The organism is Rhodopseudomonas sp. G2_2311 (genome assembly GCF_047501505.1).
Lineage (GTDB): Bacteria > Pseudomonadota > Alphaproteobacteria > Rhizobiales > Xanthobacteraceae > Rhodopseudomonas > Rhodopseudomonas palustris_H.
Window position 1 is genome coordinate 484,689 of sequence record NZ_JAZDRK010000003.1, and the last position, 18,301, is coordinate 502,989.

The window sequence follows — 18,301 nt, forward strand, 5'->3', positions numbered from 1 at the left end:
CGAGGGGCCGCTAATGGCCCGGTCTATGCCACGCACGGATTGCGAAGTCATGACTGATAGCTGCGACTGAAACGCAACAGCGCGCGCTTATTGTCGCTCCCGCAGCGCCGGGACTACCAGGAATGGGATCATGCCGAGCACCACGCTCACCAGCGCGAAGCCGAGCACCGGATTGTAGCTCTGGGTGAGGTCATGCAGCAGGCCGCCGCACCACGAGCCGAACGCCGAGCCGAGGCCGCTGCCGATCGAGATCGTGCCGTAGATCGTGCCGACGCGCTTGCCGCGGAAGATGCTCATCGCGGTGGCGGTGATCAGCGGGCCGCGCGAGCCGATCATCGAGCCGAAGCAGATCACGAAGCCGCCGAGCAGCAACAGGTTCGGATACCACTGCAGCAGCCAGAGCAGCCCGAGGCCGGTGATCGAGATCGCGTAGGAAAACAGGATCGACGGCCGCCGTCCGATCACGCCGTCGAGCCAGCTCACGCCGAGCATGCCGACCACCAGCACGACGCCGGAGAAGCCCCAGGCGGTCGCCGCCTGCAGCGGGGTGAAGCCGGCGTCGACCAGATAGGCGACCACCTGCGCCGAGATCGAATACATCCCGATCGCGGTAAAGAAGAAAGTCGCGAACAGCGCCCAGAACGCGTGGTGGCGCATCGCGCTTCCCAGCGTCCAGCCGTCATCATCGGCATCGTGGGCGGGCCGCTGCGCGTGGGCGTCCGCCCCGGCAGCGAACCGCCGCCACGGCAGCAGCGACAGCGGCAGCAGCAGGATCAGCATCGCGCCGCCGAGGATCAGATACGCCTCACGCCAGCCGACCCGCTCGATCAGCACCTGTGCGATCGGCAGCATCACCAGCACGCCGGCGCCGATCGCCGAATACACCACCGCCATTGCGGTCGGCAGCCGCGCGCCGAACCAGCGGCCGAGCAGGATCGAATTCGGAACGTTGCCGGTGAAGGCGATGCCGAGGCCAACGCACAGCCCGACGGTGATCTGCAGCTGCCAGAGCCGCTCGGCGTAGGCGGCGATCAGCAGCGCGCCGCCGAGGAGAGCCATGCCGAGAGTGTAGACCGCGCGCGGGCCGGAGCGATCGAACAGCCGGCCGACCAGAGGTGAGGCGAGGCCGGTGCACAGCGCCGTCAGCGAATAGATCGACACCACCTCAGCGCGGTCCCAGCCGAACGAGGCCGAGATCGGCAGCAGGAACACGGTGAAGCTCTCGCCGAGCCCGCGGCCGAGCAGCGACAGCACGAAGCACAGGCCGAGAATGAACAGGCCGGTGCGCGAGGCACGGTGATCCAAGGACGATCCTTCCCGAACGAAACCACTTTTTTGGTATCGAACGCGGTTTTGCCGGAAAGGAGCAGAGCCAGCTAGCGAATGGGGCTATGCAAGCCGAAGCAGCACGTGCTTCTTCTTGCCCATCGACAGCTTGATCACGCCGTCCGACGACAGGTCGGTGGCTGTCAGGGTCATCTTCTCGTCGGTCACCGGCGCGTCGTTGACCTTGAGGCCGCCGGCCTTGATCTGGCGGCGGGCTTCTCCGTTGGAGGCGACCAGGCCGGTCTTCTCGGCAAACGCCACCAGCACGCCGATCCCCGCATCGAGCTCGCCGCGGCTGATCTCGACGCTCGGCAGATCCTGCGCGGTGCCGCCCTGTTCGAAGGTGGTGCGCGCGGTGGCTTCCGCCTTGTCGGCGGCGTCGCGGCCGTGCATCAGCGCGGTCGCCTCGGTGGCCAGGATCTTCTTGGCGTCGTTGATTTCGGCACCCTGCAGCTTCGACAGCCGCTCGATCTCGTCCATCGGCAGCAGCGTGAACAGCTTCAGGAAGCGGCGGACGTCGGCGTCCTCGGTGTTGCGCCAGTACTGCCAGTAGTCATACGGCGCCAGCATGTCGCCGTTGAGCCAGACGGCTCCGGCGGCGGTCTTGCCCATCTTGGCGCCCGAGGCGGTGGTGAGCAGCGGGCAGGTCAACGCGTGAAGCTGATGCGTGCCCATGCGGCGGCCGAGGTCGACACCGTTGACGATGTTGCCCCACTGATCCGAGCCGCCCATCTGCAGATTGCACTTGTAGCGGCGCGCCAGCTCGACGAAGTCGTAGGACTGCAGGATCATGTAGTTGAATTCGATGAACGACAGTTCCTGCTCGCGGTCGAGCCGCAGCTTCACCGAGTCCATCGTCAGCATGCGGTTGATCGAGAAGTGGCGGCCGACGTCGCGCAGCATCTCGATGTAGTTCAGCTTGGTCAGCCACTCGGCGTTGTCGGCCATCACCGCGTCGCTATGCCCGTCGCCGAAGGTGATGAACTTCGAGAACGTGCCCTTGATCGACTCCTTGTTGGCGTCGATCTGCTCGTAGGTGAGGATCTTGCGGGTCTCGTCGCGGCCGGACGGATCGCCGACGCGCGTGGTACCGCCGCCCATCAGTGCGATCGGCTTGTTGCCGGTCGCCTGCAGCCAATGCAGCATCATGATCGAGAGCAGATGGCCGACATGCAGCGACGCCGCGGTGCAGTCGTAACCGACATACGCGACCACTTCGCCCTTCGCCGCGAGCGCGTCCAGCGAGTCGGGGTCGGAAATCTGATGAATGAATCCCCGGCTTTGGAGAACATTCATAAAATCAGACTTAAAAGCGGTCATCTGTATCGGTCTCTGATCACGGTTATTTCACGCATCGCGCAGATCGCGCGCGAAGACGCCCAGGAATGTCTTTCGGGCGCGTTACCCTGTGGCATTATAAGAACTAGGTGTTTGACACAAGTTGGACATTCCGCAGCGGCCAGAGAAGGCGCGTGCCATGATGATGACGGCGATCGGACTGATGAGCGGGACGTCGCTCGACGGCGTCGATGTCGCTCTGATCAAGACCGACGGACGGCGCGTCGCTGCGCTCGGACCGTCGGGCTACCGGCCCTACACCGAGACCGAACGCAGCCTGCTGCGCCAGGCGCTTGCTGAAGCGGTGCAACTGACCGCGCGGGATGCCCGGCCGGGCGTGCTCGCCGAGGCCGAACGCGCCGTGACGATCGCCCATGCCGAGGCCGTTGCCGCCTTCGTGGCGCAGAACCGGCTGTCACCCGAGAGCGTCGATATCGTCGGCTTCCACGGTCAGACCGTGCTGCACCGGCCGGCCGAAAAGCTCACGGTGCAGATCGGCGATGCCAAGGCGCTGGCCAAGGCGATCCGCATCCCGGTGGTGTGCGACTTCCGCGCCGCGGATGTCGCGGCCGGCGGGCAGGGCGCACCGCTGGTGCCGGTGTATCACCGCGCGCTGGCGCAATCGCTCGGCCGTGACGGCCCGATCGGCGTGATCAATGTCGGCGGCGTGTCCAACGTCACCTATATCGACGGCACCGACACGCTGATTGCCTGTGACACCGGCCCCGGCAATGCGCTGCTCGATGACTTCATGTTCCGCAAGCTCGGCAAGCCGTTCGATTGCGAAGGCCGGCTGGCGGCGCAGGGCGCGATCGATCAGGCGTGGCTCGCGGAAGCGCTGCAGCATCCGTTCTTCGCCAAGCCGGCGCCGAAATCGCTCGATCGCAACGACTTCGCCGGGCTGGCCCAGCGCGACTGGTCGCCGGCCGACGGAGCCGCGACGCTGACGGCGTTCACCGCGCGCGCGATTGCGGCGGTGCTGCCACTGCTGCCGAAGCCGCCGCAGAGCTGGATCGTGACCGGCGGCGGTGCGCGTAACCTAACGCTGATGCGGATGCTGCGCGAGGCGCTGGCCCCGGCCAGCGTCGAGAGCGCCGATGCGCTCGGCTGGTCGGCCGACGCGATGGAGGCGCAGGCGTTCGGCTTCCTCGCCACGCGCGGGCTGAAGGGCCTGCCGCTGAGCTATCCGGCCACCACCGGCGTCGCCTTTCCGATGACCGGCGGGCTGTTGGCGCGGCCGTAGCCGCGCGCGTCAGCGAACGTTAGCGAGCCGCATGTCCAGGTAGGACGTGATCGTCTCCATCAGCGGCTCCATCCGGTCTTCGAAAAAGTGGTTGGCGCCCGGGATGGTCTGCTGGTCGATCACGATGCCCTTCTGGGTCTTGAGCTTCTCGACCAGGGTGTTGACGTCCTTGGCCGGGGCGACGATGTCCTTCTCGCCATGGACGATCAGGCCGGACGACGGGCAGGGCGCCAGGAACGAGAAATCGTAGCGGTTCGGTTCCGGCGCGATCGAGATGAAGCCTTCGACCTCGGGGCGGCGCATCAGCAGCTGCATGCCGATCCAGGCGCCGAACGAAAAGCCGGCGACCCAGCAGGCGCGGGCTTCGGGATTGATGGTCTGGGCCCAATCGAGCGCGGAGGCGGCATCGGCCAGCTCGCCGGTGCCGTGGTCGAACGAACCCTGGCTGCGGCCGACGCCGCGGAAATTGAACCGCAGCACCGAGAAGCCGCGGGCCACGAAGGCGTAATACACCTGATAGACGATCGGGTGGTTCATGTTGCCACGGAACTGCGGATGCGGGTGCAGCACCATCGCGATCGGCGCGTTCTTCTGCTTCGCCGGGTGGTAGCGGCCTTCAAGTCGGCCCGCCGGACCGGTGAAAATAACTTCGGGCATAAGCGATCCTTGCGCGACATCGTGGGATTCGGCCTGGCGCGCCGGGCGCGCGCGGGTCCTGCCAGCAACGGCCGCCGGCTGCCGCAATGCGGATGGGGCAGGTGGCCGGCGGAAACGGGGAGCTGCGTTCTAGCATGGAGCGCAGGGCCAAATGCAAGCATATTGAGCAGGGTGGCCGCCTGCGGCGGTGCCAGGGGACGGACCAGCAGCAGTCCCGAGACAAGGAATGAAGCGCGGTGACGGCCAATCGAGTGTATCTGGACTGGAATGCGACCACGCCGTTGCGGCCGGAGGCCAAGGCGGCGATGACGGCGGCGCTCGAGGTTGTCGGCAATCCGTCGTCGGTCCATGCCGAAGGCCGGGCCGCGCGCGGGCTGCTCGAAAACGCCCGGGCGCAGGTGGCAGAGGCGGTCGGTGCGGCGCCTCGCGACGTGGTGTTCACCTCCGGCGGCACCGAAGCCAATGCGCTGGCGCTTACACCGGGACTCCGGATCGGGGTGGAACCCACTGAAAGATTGCTGCTTTCGGCCGTGGAACATGCCTCGGTTCTGAGCGGCGGCCGGTTCCCGGCAGAGCGGGTGACCCAGATCCGGGTCACGGCGGACGGCGTGATCGACCTCGACCATTTGCGCGCGTTGCTGGCCGATGGCGGTCCGGCGCTGGTGTCGGTGATGCTCGCCAACAACGAGACCGGCGCGGTTCAGCCGATCCGTGAAGTTGCTGAGATGGTGCATGAAGCGGGCGGTGTGCTGCACGTCGATGCGATCCAGGCGCTGGGCAAGATTCCATTCGGAATCAAGGAACTCGGCGCCAATCTTATGTCGCTGTCTGCACACAAGATCGGAGGACCGAAAGGCGTCGGCGCGCTGGTGCTGAGCCCGAGGCTGACCGGGCCGGAGCCGCTGCTGCGCGGCGGAGGCCAGGAGCTGGGGCGGCGCGCCGGCACCGAGAACCTGATCGGCATCGCCGGGTTCGGTGCGGCGGCCGCGGCGGCGATCCCGGCGATGGCGGACGACATGGGCCGGATCGAAGGATTGCGGACACGGCTCGAGGCGGGCTTGCGACATATCGCCGGGGACTACGGGGTGATCATGTCGGCCGGCGTGCCGCGGCTGCCCAACACCACGCTGTTCGCAATCCCAGGATTACGGGCCGAAACCGCGGTGATCGGCTTCGATCTGGCCGGAATCGCGGTGTCGTCGGGCTCAGCGTGTTCGTCGGGCAAGGTGCAGCCGTCGCACGTGCTTGAAGCGATGGGGTTCGGTCCGGAACTTGCACGGTCGGCGATACGGATCAGCCTCGGCTGGTCGAGTAGCGAATCCGACATCGATCGATGCCTGCAGGCTTGGAGAAAGCTCGCCGGCAACCTAACTAAAAGGGATCATGAAACAGTGCTTGAACGGTTCTAAGAGGGTTTCATCCCGCGCCGGATCGTGTAAGCATGTCTCAGCAGATCCACCGCGGTCCTTGAAACCGCGAGCGGAGGTTTGAATGGCTGCCGTACAAGAGACCGTCGATCGGGTCCGCCAGATCGACGTCGATCAATATCGATATGGATTCGAGACCCTGATCGAATCCGAGAAGGCTCCGAAGGGGCTTTCCGAAGATATCGTCCGCTTCATTTCGGCGAAGAAGAGCGAGCCCGACTGGATGTTGCAGTGGCGGCTCGATGCCTATCGCCGCTGGCTGACGATGACCGAGCCGAGCTGGGCGCGGGTGTCGTATCCGAAGATCGACTTCCAGGACCTCTACTACTACGCCGCGCCGAAGCCGAAGAAGACCGTTGGCTCGCTCGACGAGATCGATCCGGAGATTCTCAAGACCTACGAGAAGCTCGGCATTCCGCTGCGCGAAGTCGCGCTGCTGGAAGGCGTTGAGCCGCAACCGGGTGCGCCGGACTCGCCGGCCCGCAAGATCGCGGTCGACGCGGTGTTCGACTCGGTGTCGGTGGCGACCACCTTCCAGGCCGAGTTGAAGAAGGCCGGCGTGATCTTCATGCCGATCTCGGAGGCGATCAAGCATCACCCCGAGCTGGTGCAGAAGTATCTCGGCAGCGTGGTGCCGACCTCCGACAACTTCTATGCGACGCTGAACTCGGCGGTGTTCTCCGACGGCTCGTTCGTCTACGTGCCGCCGGGCGTGCGCTGCCCGATGGAGCTGTCGACCTATTTCCGCATCAACGAGCGCAACACCGGCCAGTTCGAGCGCACGCTGATCATCGCCGACAAGGGCTCCTACGTCTCCTATCTCGAAGGCTGCACCGCTCCGCAGCGCGACGAGAACCAGCTTCACGCCGCCGTGGTCGAATTGGTGGCGATGGACGACGCCGAGATCAAATACTCGACGGTGCAGAACTGGTACCCGGGCAACTCGGAAGGCAAGGGCGGCATCTACAACTTCGTCACCAAGCGTGGCGACTGCCGCGGCGCCAATTCCAAGATCTCCTGGACCCAGGTCGAGACCGGGTCGGCGATCACCTGGAAGTATCCGAGCTGCATCCTGCGCGGCGACAATTCGCGCGGCGAGTTCTACTCGATCGCGATCTCGAACGGCTATCAGCAGGTCGATAGCGGCACCAAGATGATCCATCTCGGCAAGAACACCACGAGCCGGATCATCTCCAAGGGCATCGCCGCCGGCAAGTCGCAGAACACCTATCGCGGCCTCGTCACCGCGCATCGCAAGGCCACCGGCGCGCGCAACTTCACCGCCTGCGACTCGCTGCTGATCGGCGACCAGTGTGGCGCGCACACCGTGCCCTACATCGAAGCCAAGAACGCCTCGGCGCTGTTCGAGCACGAAGCGACCACGTCGAAGATCTCCGAGGACGTACTGTTCTATTGCATCCAGCGCGGCCTGTCGCAGGAGGAGGCGGTCGGCCTCGTGGTCAACGGCTTTGTCAAGGACGTGCTGCAGCAACTGCCGATGGAATTCGCGGTGGAAGCGCAGAAGCTGATCTCGATCAGCCTCGAAGGTTCGGTCGGCTAACGCCGGTAGCTTCACGAGGTGGCCGCGCCGCGGCCGCCTCGCAGGATCCGCAACGAGAACGTCATATCAACTCATCCTTCGAGACGCGCGCTGCGCTCGATCCTCAGGATGAGAGCCAAACAGGAAGGTCGTTATGCCCGCATTGCTCGAAGTGAAGGACCTCAAGGTCAGCGTCGCGGATCGCGAGATCCTGCACGGGCTGACGCTCACGGTGAACGAAGGCGAAGTGCACGCGATCATGGGGCCGAACGGCTCCGGCAAGTCGACGCTCAGCCATGTCATCGCCGGCAAGCCGGGTTATGAAGTGACCGGCGGCGAGGTCCTGTTCAAGGGCGAAGACCTGCTCGCGAAGGAGCCGAACGAGCGCGCCGCCAAGGGCGTGTTCCTCGCGTTCCAGTATCCGGTCGAAATCCCCGGCGTCGCCACCATGAACTTCCTGCGCACCGCGCTGAATGCGCAGCGCAAGGCGCGCGGCGAGGACGAATTGTCGACGCCGGATTTCCTCAAGCGGGTCCGCGAAGTCTCCGGCTCGCTCGGCATCCCGCAGGAGATGCTGAAGCGCGGCGTCAATGTCGGGTTCTCGGGCGGCGAGAAGAAGCGCAACGAGGTGCTGCAGATGGCGCTGTTCCAGCCCAGCCTGTGCATCCTCGACGAGATGGATTCCGGCCTCGACATCGACGCGCTGCGGATCGCCTCCGAAGGCGTCAACGCGCTGCGTACGCCGAACCGCTCGATGATCGTCATCACCCACTATCAGCGGCTGCTCGACTACATCGTGCCGGACGTCGTCCACGTGATGTCCAAGGGCAAGGTCGTCCGTAGCGGCGGCAAGGAGCTCGCGCTCGAGCTCGAAGCCAACGGCTACGCGCAATATCAGGAAGCCGCGGCCTGAGCGCCGCCGATCGGGACACGGTCATGAACATCGCAGTGGCGAAACCCGACAAGCCCGACACCGCCAGCGACAATTTCGCTGCAGTCAGCGCCCGCGTGCCGGGTGCGGGCAAGGTCGCCGACACCCGCCGTCAGGCGCTCGACACATTCCAGCGGATCGGCTTGCCGCACCGCCGGATCGAAGACTGGAAGTACACCGACCTGCGCGCGCTGATGCGCGAGGTTCTGCCGCTTGCTGCTGCCCCAGAGGCGACCGCGCTGGCGCGCGCCGAGGCTGCCGCCAAGCTGCATGCGATCGACGGCGTCCGCCGCCTGGTGCTGGTCGACGGCGCGCTGGTGCCCGGTCTGTCGGACCTTGCGGAGCTGGAAGCCGGCCTGTTGGTCCGCAGCTTGCGCGAGGCGCTGCAAAGCGGCGACGACCGCGTGCTGTCGCTCGACACTGCCGATCCGATGGTGGCGCTCAACACCGCGCTGATGACCGACGGCATCGTTATCGAGGTCGCAGACGGCACCACGCTGGCCCGGCCGCTGCACATCCTGCACATCGCTTCCGGCGGTGCGCCGGCAGCGATGTTCACCCGGTCGCGGATCGCGCTCGGCAACGCCGCGGTGGCGACCGTGGTCGAAAGCTACGTGGCGGGCGAGGGCGTCGGTGCCTATCAGGTTCACGACTCCGCGGTGATCGCGATCGGTGATCACGCTCGGCTCGACTACGTGCGGATCGTCGAAGACTCCCGCGACGCGTTCAACATCACCTCGGCGGCGGTCTCGGTCGGCGCGCATGCGCATTTCAACGCGTTCGGCATCACCACCGGCGGGCTCGTCAGCCGTTATCAGGCGGTGGTGACGGTGGCTGGCTCGCACTCCGAAGTGCAGACCAACGGCGTCAATCTCCTCAACGGCAAGCAGCACGCCGACACCACGCTGGTGATGAACCACGATGTGCCGCATTGCGCCAGCCGCGAAGGTTTCCGCGCGGTGGTGGATGACCGCGGCCACTCGGTCTTCCAGGGCCGGATCAACGTCCGTCAGCCGGCGCAGCAGACCGACGCCAAGATGATGACGCGGGCGCTGTTGCTGTCCGACGAGGCCGAGGTCGACAATAAGCCGGAGCTCGAAATCTTCGCCGACGACGTCACCTGCGGCCATGGCGCCGCGGTCGGCGCGCTCGACGATTCCTTGCTGTTCTATTTGCGCGCCCGCGGCCTGCCGCAGAAGGAAGCCGAGGCGATGCTGATCCAGGCGTTCGTCGGCGAGGCGATCGAAGCGATTGCGGACGATAATTTGCGTGAGCTGGTGACCGCGGCTGCGGTGCGCTGGCTGGAGGCGAGGCGATGAGTACGCATCCGGCGGTCAGCAACGGCAGCTACGACGTCGACCTTGTCCGCGAGGACTTTCCGGCACTGGCACTGCAGGTTTACGGCAAGAAGCTGGTGTATCTCGACAACGCCGCCTCGGCGCAGAAGCCGCGGCAGGTGCTGACACGGATGACGCAGGCGTATGAGAGCGAATACGCCAACGTGCATCGCGGCCTGCATTATCTCGCCAACGCCGCGACCGAGGCTTACGAGGGCGGTCGCACCCGCGTGCAGCATCTGCTCAACGCCAAGCGGCCCGAAGAGATCATCTTCACCCGCAACGCCACCGAGGCGATCAACCTGGTGGCGTCGTCGTGGGGCGCGACCAATATCGGCGAGGGCGACGAGATTGTGCTCTCGATCATGGAGCACCACTCCAACATCGTGCCGTGGCACTTCCTGCGCGAGCGCCAGGGCGCGGTGATCAAGTGGGCGCCGGTCGACGATGAAGGCAACTTCTTGCTCGACGAGTTCGAGAAGCTGCTGACCACCAAGACCAAGCTGGTCGCGATCACCCAGATGTCGAACGCGCTCGGCACCGTCGTTCCGGTCAAGGACGTGGTGAAGATCGCCCATGCCCGCGGCATTCCGGTGCTGGTCGACGGCAGCCAGGCGGCGGTTCATCTTGCCATCGATGTCCAGGACATCGACTGCGACTTCTATGTGATGACCGGCCACAAGATCTATGGCCCGACCGGGATCGGCGCGCTGTACGGCAAGTACGACGTGCTCGCCAAGATGCGACCCTATAACGGCGGCGGCGAGATGATCCGCGAGGTCGCGCAGGATTGGGTGACCTACGGCGATCCGCCGCATCGATTCGAGGCCGGCACGCCGGCGATCGTCGAGGCCGTCGGCCTCGGCGCCGCGATCGACTACGTCAATTCGATCGGCAAGGAGCGGATCGCCGCCCACGAACACGATCTTTTGACCTATGCCGAGGAGCGGCTCCGCGAGATCAACGCGCTGCGGATCATCGGCAACGCCCAGGGCAAAGGCCCGGTAATTTCCTTCGAAATGAAGGGCGCACACCCGCACGACGTCGCCACGGTGATCGACCGGCAGGGGATCGCGGTCCGCGCCGGCACCCATTGCGTGATGCCGCTGCTGGAGCGGTTCCAAGTCACTGCGACGTGCCGTGCGTCGTTCGGCATGTATAATACCCGTGAGGAAGTGGACCAACTCGTCAGTGCGCTGATCAAGGCGCGGGATCTGTTCGCATGACCGATACGATCGAAGCCAAAGCCAACATGCAGACCGTCTCGGCGCTGCCGCCGGAGGAGACCGAGCGGCTCGGCACCGAGATCGTGGCCGCGCTGAAGACGGTGTTCGACCCGGAAATTCCCGCCGACATTTATGAGCTCGGGCTGATCTACAAAGTCGAGATCAAGGACGACCGCACCGTCGACCTCGACATGACGCTGACGACGCCGAACTGTCCGGCTGCGGCCGAGCTGCCGACCATGGTCGAGAACGCGGTGGCCAGCGTGCCCGGCGTCGGCGTGGTCAACGTTAACATTGTCTGGGAGCCGCCGTGGACTCCGGAGCGGATGAGCGACGAAGCCCGGCTCGTGCTGAATATGTGGTGAGGACGGATTGGGTCTGCGTCTGAACGGAGTGATCGAGACGGCGCTGTATGTCGACGACCTCGATCGCGCCCGAAGCTTCTACCAGGACGTCCTGCTGCTGAGTCCGATGACGAGCGATCAGCGGTTTTGTGCTTTCGACGTGGGCGGCCGCAACGTGCTGCTGCTGTTCAAGCGGGGCAGCACGCTGGAGACGGTCCATCTGCCGGGCGGCACGATCCCGCCGCATGATGGCAGCGGACCTGTCCACATCGGACTGTCGGTCGATCGCGACCGGCTCGCTGAATGGGAAGCTCGCCTGACGGAGCATGGCGTGGAGATCGAAGGCCGCACGCAGTGGCCGCGCGGCAAGTATCTACTTCCGTGATCCCGATCGCCATCTGTTGGAACTTGTGACGCCGGGTGTCTGGCCGATCCATTAGGTAGCAAACGGCGAGGAACTGGTAACACCTTTCGAAGTGGCGGTTGCGTAACTATCTGAAGGTCCGGCTGGTCGCCGGTGCAGCGGTGAACGTCTCCGGGTAGGTCCGGCAACAGGAGTGGAAAACACCATGGCTACGGCACGTCCTCGGCCTCAAGTGATGCGGCTCACCGATGCCGCGGCCATTCGCGTGAAAGAACTCATGGGCCGCGCCGACAGCGAGATTCTCGGCTTGCGCGTCGGGATCAAGAATGGCGGCTGCGCCGGACAATCCTACACGGTCGAGTACGCGCACGATATCAAGCCGAACGACGAAGTCATCGAAGACAAGGGCGTGAAGATCCTGGTCGATCCGAAGGCGGTGTTGTTCCTGCTCGGTACCGAGATGGACTACAAGGCCGACAGGATGCAGGCGCAGTTCGTGTTCAACAACCCGAACCAGATCTCAGCGTGCGGCTGCGGCGAGTCCGTGGAGCTGAAGCCGGCCTCGATCGATGGCTGAGTTCAGTCGAATCCGATTCAAACTTTACATACCATCAGAAGTGTAGAGCGCGCGGTACGACACCGTGCGCTATTTGCGTGTGCGAATTAAGTGCACCTTAAGGTGCAGCAAGCGAATACCTCTCCAAGGGTGGAACCACAGGGGAGGATCATCAGATGAAGCGCCGCGATTTTCTGCTCGGAGCTGCAGCCGTCGGCCTCGGAGGGCCGCTGCTGGCGAAGGCGGCGATCTCGTCGTTGCACGCGCAACCTGCAGCACCAAAAGGCGCAAAGATCGCCAAGGTCGCAATCTTCCCGGCGATCGGCTTCTCCCGGGTCGGTAATGCCGAGGACTGGTTTCTGGCGCCGGAGGTGCCGGGCTTGCTCGACGAGCCCGAAGGCGGCTTCAAGGATAAGCAGGGACGGATCAAGAAACAGGTGCAGCGCTTCCGCCTGTTCGGCTACGACGACCAGGGGCGCGTGGTCCGCGAGCTCGATGGCGCCGATGGCGTGACCTGGAGCGTGCACGTCGCCAACACCAAGGCGGCCTGGTACGGCTTCGTCAACGCGATGGATCGCGGCGACACTGCGCCCGGCGTTCCCGGCGCGCAGCGCAACGCCTTCGTCGCGGCCGATAAGCGCGAAGCGATGCTGTGCATCGACGCCGGCAAGCTGGAGATTTCCGGCGCCTCGACCAACCCCAAGGGCGGCGACGACAAGTACCGGATGAAGGGCCGGTTCTGGCAGACGCTCGACGTCTCGCTTGGCCATCTGCGCACCGACGACAAGGGGCGCCTGTTGGTGTTCGCTGCCGATGGCGTTTCGCGCACCGCGCTGCCGCAGAATCCGGTGCGCGACTTCACCAACAATGACGGCTGGCACGACGACTGGGCCGACGGCTGGGTCAAGGCGACCGTCACGGTCGACGGCCAGAAGCTCGATTGCGATCCGGCCTGGGTAGTGTGTTGCGGACCGAAATTCGCGCCGCAGCTCGAGCCGATCGTGACGTTGTACGACGCTGCGCGCGAAGCGATGGTGGCGCTCGGCCAGATGCAGAGCCCGACCGACAAGGTGTCGTTCCGCCGCGACGTGCTGCCGATCCTACGCCGCGCTGGCGCGATGCAGTGGGTGGCGACGGCGTCGTTCCTCGGCGCCGCATGGAACGATATCGGTGATCTGTCCAGTCCGGCGACGATCGAGACGCTGGCCAAGCCCGGTGCCGATGCCAAGGCCGAGCGCAAGAAGGTGTTCGATGCGTTCCGCAAGCCGGACGGCAGCGATCAGCGCGGCTACGCGATTCCGATTATGCTCGGCGACGGCGTCAACTATCAGGACAGCCCGCACGCCTGGCTGGCGCTGACGCCGACGCAGTATCGCGTGCTCGAACTCTGGGCCGACGGCAAGTTCGAGGCGGACTACGCTGACAAGAGCGCGGACGGGGTTCGCACACTCGACGATCTGCCGATCGAACTACGCCCCGAGGCGATGACGCGCGCTGCGCTCGACGCCTGCTCGGGCGGAGCGTTCCATCCCGGCGTCGAGATCACCTGGCCGATCCGCCACAAGGCGCTGTATCGCGGCCCGAACGAGACCAAGCTGCCGTTCCGCCTGGCGCTGTCGAACCGCAAGAACCTGGCGCAGGATGTCGGGCTGCAGCTCAATCCGGTCAACGTGTTCGCGGGCAATCCCGACAAGCCGGATCAGGGCAAGCCGATCGGCCCGCAGGCGCCGGGCGATCTGACGCGGTGGATGGGCGTGCCGTGGCAGGGCGATGCGTTCAGTTGCCAGGCGGTGCTCACCGCCAGCGGCTTCCCGACGCCGGTGTGGTGGCCGGCGCTGCTGCCGGTCGATGTGCTGCCCGAGGCGTTCTATCAGCAGATGATGCGCACCGACCTCACCGAGGAGGAGCGGCTGCGGTTCTATCACACGCGGGTGCCGTGGGCGCGCGGCGCCGCAGGCATCGGCCTGCACGTCGAAGCGGGCTACACCGACGGTCTGCGCCGGATGATCGAGCTGTGGACGCAGATGGGCGTCGTGGTGCGCCGTCCCGGTCCGAAGGGGCTGCCGGGTGTGCCCGACCAACTCTATGTCGAAGTCCAGCGCGGCTCGATGGACATCGCGGCGCCGACGCTGGCGCGCTGATCTCGATGGGCCGGATCGCCGTGATCGGCGCAGGGGTGGCGGCGCTTGCCGCCGCCCGCAGCCTGGTGCTGGCCGGGCGACGCCCGCTGCTGATCGCGCCGGATCGCGAGGTGATCAGCCGCGGCGAGACGTTGTCGCCGGCCGCTGCCGCATTGCTCGCGCGGCTGCAATGGGCCGACCTGCTCGACGCTGAAAGCGCGCTGCCGAGCGAAGGCAGGTTTTCGGTGTGGGGCGATGGGACCTTGCGGCGGGCCGCGCAAGGCGAGGGCGCCTGGCACCTCGATCGCGCCAGCTTCGAGCGGCAGATGCGGGCCAAGCTTAATAACGACGTGATCGAGTGCCATCCGATCATCGTCACCATGCTGGTCCATCACTGCGATGGAGTCGTGCTCGAACTCGGCGATGGCCCCGTCGTGTTAGCCCACCCGGCCAAACACTGCAGCGGCCGCGCCGCTTTGTCGTCGGGAACGGCGGCGGGGCGCCGCCGCACCGACCGGCTGGTCGCCGTGTGGCGCGTGCTCGACCTGCCGGACGATACCGAACCCGCCGCGGCGACGTTGATCGAAGCGGTCGCGCTTGGCTGGTGGTACATGGCCCCACTGCCGGGCAACCGCATGATGCTCGGCCTGTTCACCGACACCGATTTGTTGCCGCCCGGCGCCGCGCAGAATGGCGCCACATGGACCAGCCTGGCTGCGTCGACGGTCGCGATCGCCCCGCGGCTGCGGAGTCTCGGCCTCGATGCCAGGGCGGCAGGTGCGCCGCCCCAGGTTGCGCCCGCCGCCACCGTCACCGCCAGCCGCTTGATTGAGGGGCGCATCCTGCGCGCCGGTGATGCTGCGGCCGCGCTCGATCCGCTCGGCGCCAACGGTCTCGCCACCGCGCTGTGGAGCGGCATGGCGGCCGCCGAGGCTGCGCTGACGCTGACCGATGGCGATCCCGAGCGGGCCGACGCCTATGAGCGCGATTACTTGCAAGGCATCGCGCAGCACCTCGTTACCCAGCAGGCGATGTACGCCGCCGAGCCGCGCTTCGCCGATGCGCCGTTCTGGCAGCGCCGCCGCACTGTCGCATCGTCCCACCCTAACCAGGAGATCTCGCCATGAACGCCTCTCTGCGCACGCTCTTTGCTGCTGCCGCCCTTGCTATCACCTTGCCGGCCGCGGCTTCCGCCGAAACCAGCGCGGTGAAGATTATCGCGCCGACTGACAAGACGATCACACCGAGCGGCACCTGGAGCATCGGCGCTCGCGCCGGCGACTTCGTGTTCATCGGCGGGATGCGCGGCACCGACCGTGTCACCGGCAAGATGGTCGACGGCGACGAGGCGCGGATCCGGCGGATGTTCGACAACATGCTGGCCGCGGCCGAAGCGGCCGGCGCCACCAAGGCCGATGCGGTGCGGCTCACCGTGTTCGTGACCGACGTCGCTAAGTACCGTCCGGTGGTCAACAAGGTGCAGAAGGACATCTGGGGCGACGGCCCGTATCCGCCGCGCACCGTGCTGCAGGTGCCGGCGCTCGACCAGGGCGACATCGCCGAAATCGACGGCACGTTCTACGCACCGGCGAAGTAAGACCGCCGGCCTCCGGGCTCACATTTGAACCGGTGCGGGCCATCGCGCGACTGGAAGGAAGCACGATTTCCTTTCGGAGGCGGCGATCGCCCGGCCGTATTTTGTCCTCACGTCTGTTTTGTTGGCGAGCTGTGTCTCGCTGTCTGTTTTTGCGTTCAGTTTGCCGGCCCACGCTCAGAGTGAGGACGCGGCGCAGACATGCCAGCAGCCGATCACGTCAGTCGAGACAAGCCTCGCAGCATGCAGGGCGGCGATCGACTCCGGCGACAGAAAAGACGCGGTCGCTGACTTTCAGCAGACCGTGAAGCTCAGCCCGCAGTTCAAGGAAGCGGCCGAGCGGCTGCAGGAACTCGGCGTCCAGATGTAGCCGCGCGGAGTGCTGCGAGCGCATGCCTTCGCGTTCGCGGTGTTTATTGTTATCCTGGGAAATTGCACCGGCGGCGCAGCTCGCCGCGACTTAGCCTGATGAGCCAGCCATGGACCGTGAGTTCCTCGCCGATCTGTTCGCGCCATTCGGTCCGGTAACGATCCGGCGGATGTTCTCGGGCTTTGGGATCTCGGCTGACGGCGTGACGTTTGCGCTGGTGATCCGCGATGCGATCTATCTGCGCACCGATGCGGACGGCGCGGCGCGGTTCGAGGCCGAGGGCAGCCGGCCGTTTCGCTACGACACCCGCACCAAGACGGTGACGGTCGGCTCGTACTGGCTGCTGCCGGAGCGGTTGCTCGACGATCCGGACGAGCTCGCGCAATGGGCCCGCACCGCCCATGCCGCCGCCGAGCGCGCCGCGCTCAGCAAGGCGTCGAAGACGCGGCGTGGGACAAAGAAGAAGGCCACGTCTGATAGCAGCCAGGCGCCGAAGCTAACCAAGCCGGCCAGCGCTCAACGGAAGGTCAAGACAGTTGCGAAGGCAGCAGGTCGGGCCAAGACCGCGAAGACCACAAAAGCTCCTGCGGCGAAGCGCGGCCGGGCGGCGCGCTGACGGCGGCGTCAGGCGACGGCGGCCTGGGTGACGCCGGAGAATTCCGGATCGGTCTCGCAGATCACGCGGTTGCGGCCGTTGCGCTTGGCGGCATAGAGGCAGGCGTCGGCGCGTTCGATCAGCGCTTCGGCATCGTCGTTCGGCTTCAGTGTCGACACGCCGGCCGACAGCGTCACCCGGCCGAGAATTTCGCCGGTCGACTTCTTCTTCAGCTCCTTCGACATCACCAGCCGGCGGATGTTGTCGGCGACGATGATCGCTTGGCGCATCGGCGTGTTCGGCAGCACCACGGCGAATTCCTCGCCGCCATAGCGCGCGGTGAAGTCCTGGCCCTTGATGCTCTGCTTCAGCGTCAGGCCGACGAGCCGCAGCACCTGGTCGCCGGTGAGGTGGCCGTAGGTGTCGTTGAACGACTTGAAGTGATCGATGTCCATCATCAGTAGCGACAGCGGCTGCTGGCTGGTGCCGGCGTTGCGGATCGCTTCCTGGACGGTGCGGTCGAACAGCTTGCGGTTGCCAAGGCCGGTGAGGGGATCTGTGAGGCTCTCGGCGCGGATCGCATCGAGGCTGACCTGGAGATTGGCGATCTCCTGCTTGGAGGTCGATAACCGCTCTTCCAGCGCGCTGTTGGCCTGCTGCATCTCGCGGGTGGTGACGACCAGACGCTCGACGATCGCCTTGATCTGGTCGTGGTCGGTCGCCAGCGACAGCTTCTGGCTTTCGCCGCGCAGGTCGTCGCCGAAGCTGGCGGTGCTGCCGAGCGTCTCGGCGAGCAGCGCCATGATGTCGTCGATCTCGTTGGCGACGCGGGCGCCGATCCGGTCGATCCGGTCGGTGGTGCGGCCGTGCGACAGATAAGTATCGTGCAACTGGTCGAGGTCGGCGTCGGTGAGGCTGCCGCGCTCCGCCAGCGTGTCGTTGATCGCCTTGTTCAGCTCGGGATTGTAGCCGGTGGCGTAGACGTACCAGATCTCGTAATTGCGCGGGACGGCGCCTTGGCGGAGGGTCTTGATCTGGGAGAGGGCGACCTCGGCGTAGGCCATGGTGCGGTCATGGTCGTCCTGCTTAGCGGCCACCAGCCACCTCCGATCCGGCGTTTCGCAACGCATCTCCCTGAAACGGCGTGAACCTAAGGTCGTTGGGTGAAGGCGTGGTTAAACGCCTTCAGGTTCCCGCGCAGGTCAGCCACGCGCGCGCACGGGGCGCAACAAGAATGCCGGCAGGTGCGAGTGATCGCCAGCTTCAGACGACGTGTCGCGGGCCGGCGGCGCCGAGCCGAAGGAGGCGTGGGGGGTGGGGGCAGGTGCGGTGC

At 65.8% G+C, this 18,301-nt stretch carries 17 protein-coding genes and 1 pseudogene; 14 read left to right on the forward strand and 4 right to left on the reverse strand.

Annotated features, from left to right (window positions below; all coding sequences use genetic code 11):
* Nucleotides 1–87: 87 nt before the first annotated feature.
* Together VRZ08_RS07650 and tyrS are read right to left on the reverse strand one after the other, a co-directional pair.
* On the reverse strand, nt 88–1,305 hold the full coding sequence (locus VRZ08_RS07650; protein WP_414532166.1) for an MFS transporter: 1,218 nt from the start codon (nt 1,303–1,305) through the stop codon (nt 88–90).
* A gap of 84 nt (nt 1,306–1,389) precedes the next feature.
* Nucleotides 1,390–2,646, reverse strand: coding sequence for a tyrosine--tRNA ligase (tyrS, locus tag VRZ08_RS07655; RefSeq protein ID WP_414532167.1), 1,257 nt, complete (start codon nt 2,644–2,646; stop codon nt 1,390–1,392).
* Between the two features lie 157 nt (nt 2,647–2,803).
* On the opposite strand from tyrS, the gene VRZ08_RS07660 reads away from it, so the two are divergent.
* Nucleotides 2,804–3,907 carry an anhydro-N-acetylmuramic acid kinase gene (locus VRZ08_RS07660; protein ID WP_414532168.1) on the forward strand — a complete coding sequence of 368 codons (1,104 nt, stop codon included), beginning with the start codon at nt 2,804–2,806 and terminating at the stop codon, nt 3,905–3,907.
* A 9-nt stretch (nt 3,908–3,916) separates the two neighbouring features.
* On the opposite strand, the gene VRZ08_RS07665 is transcribed toward VRZ08_RS07660, so the two are convergent.
* Complete coding sequence (locus VRZ08_RS07665; protein ID WP_011158012.1) at nt 3,917–4,564, reverse strand: alpha/beta hydrolase; 648 nt, start codon at nt 4,562–4,564, stop codon at nt 3,917–3,919.
* Nucleotides 4,565–4,800: 236 nt separating this feature from the next.
* Here VRZ08_RS07665 and VRZ08_RS07670 point away from each other — a divergent pair, with 236 nt between their 5' ends.
* The 13 genes and pseudogenes from VRZ08_RS07670 (at nt 4,801) to VRZ08_RS07730 (ending at nt 16,989) form a co-directional block, all read left to right on the forward strand.
* On the forward strand, nt 4,801–5,973 hold the full coding sequence (locus VRZ08_RS07670; RefSeq protein ID WP_414532169.1) for a cysteine desulfurase family protein: 1,173 nt from the start codon (nt 4,801–4,803) through the stop codon (nt 5,971–5,973).
* Nucleotides 5,974–6,055: 82 nt separating this feature from the next.
* Nucleotides 6,056–7,552, forward strand: coding sequence for a Fe-S cluster assembly protein SufB (sufB, locus tag VRZ08_RS07675; protein WP_414532170.1), 1,497 nt, complete (start codon nt 6,056–6,058; stop codon nt 7,550–7,552).
* 133 nt (nt 7,553–7,685) lie between these two features.
* Nucleotides 7,686–8,444 (forward strand): Fe-S cluster assembly ATPase SufC, encoded by a 759-nt coding sequence (gene sufC / locus VRZ08_RS07680; RefSeq protein ID WP_414532171.1) that lies wholly within the window; start codon nt 7,686–7,688, stop codon nt 8,442–8,444.
* Nucleotides 8,445–8,467: 23 nt separating this feature from the next.
* Entirely contained in the window at nt 8,468–9,781 is a 1,314-nt protein-coding gene (gene sufD, locus VRZ08_RS07685) for a Fe-S cluster assembly protein SufD (protein ID WP_414532172.1), read from the forward strand.
* A complete protein-coding gene (locus VRZ08_RS07690; protein WP_414532173.1) occupies nt 9,778–11,025 on the forward strand; it encodes a cysteine desulfurase in 1,248 nt (415 codons plus the stop codon). The genes sufD and VRZ08_RS07690 overlap by 4 nt, the downstream gene beginning before the upstream one ends.
* Nucleotides 11,022–11,390: an SUF system Fe-S cluster assembly protein gene (locus VRZ08_RS07695; RefSeq protein WP_013502742.1), complete on the forward strand. Its 369-nt coding sequence runs from the start codon at nt 11,022–11,024 to the stop codon at nt 11,388–11,390. The genes VRZ08_RS07690 and VRZ08_RS07695 overlap by 4 nt, the downstream gene beginning before the upstream one ends.
* Nucleotides 11,391–11,397: 7 nt before the next feature.
* A pseudogene (locus tag VRZ08_RS07700) lies at nt 11,398–11,809 on the forward strand (VOC family protein).
* 129 nt (nt 11,810–11,938) lie between these two features.
* Nucleotides 11,939–12,310, forward strand: coding sequence for a Fe-S cluster assembly scaffold SufA (sufA, locus tag VRZ08_RS07705; protein WP_107344400.1), 372 nt, complete (start codon nt 11,939–11,941; stop codon nt 12,308–12,310).
* 155 nt (nt 12,311–12,465) lie between these two features.
* Nucleotides 12,466–14,430, forward strand: a complete 1,965-nt coding sequence (goxA, locus tag VRZ08_RS07710) for a CTQ-dependent glycine oxidase GoxA (RefSeq protein ID WP_414532174.1) — start codon at nt 12,466–12,468, stop codon at nt 14,428–14,430.
* A 5-nt stretch (nt 14,431–14,435) separates the two neighbouring features.
* Nucleotides 14,436–15,536 (forward strand): NAD(P)/FAD-dependent oxidoreductase, encoded by a 1,101-nt coding sequence (locus tag VRZ08_RS07715; protein WP_414532175.1) that lies wholly within the window; start codon nt 14,436–14,438, stop codon nt 15,534–15,536.
* Nucleotides 15,533–16,006 carry a RidA family protein gene (locus tag VRZ08_RS07720; RefSeq protein ID WP_414532176.1) on the forward strand — a complete coding sequence of 158 codons (474 nt, stop codon included), beginning with the start codon at nt 15,533–15,535 and terminating at the stop codon, nt 16,004–16,006. Before VRZ08_RS07715 ends, VRZ08_RS07720 begins: the two co-directional genes overlap by 4 nt.
* A 121-nt stretch (nt 16,007–16,127) precedes the next feature.
* The gene (locus VRZ08_RS07725) at nt 16,128–16,373 is read left to right on the forward strand and encodes a hypothetical protein (RefSeq protein ID WP_414532177.1); all 246 of its coding nucleotides are present in this window, start codon (nt 16,128–16,130) and stop codon (nt 16,371–16,373) included.
* A gap of 109 nt (nt 16,374–16,482) precedes the next feature.
* Nucleotides 16,483–16,989: a TfoX/Sxy family protein gene (locus VRZ08_RS07730; protein WP_414532178.1), complete on the forward strand. Its 507-nt coding sequence runs from the start codon at nt 16,483–16,485 to the stop codon at nt 16,987–16,989.
* Nucleotides 16,990–16,997: 8 nt separating this feature from the next.
* Here VRZ08_RS07730 and VRZ08_RS07735 read toward each other — a convergent pair whose 3' ends face one another.
* A complete protein-coding gene (locus VRZ08_RS07735; protein WP_205502741.1) occupies nt 16,998–18,032 on the reverse strand; it encodes a GGDEF domain-containing protein in 1,035 nt (344 codons plus the stop codon).
* Nucleotides 18,033–18,301: the final 269 nt, after the last annotated feature.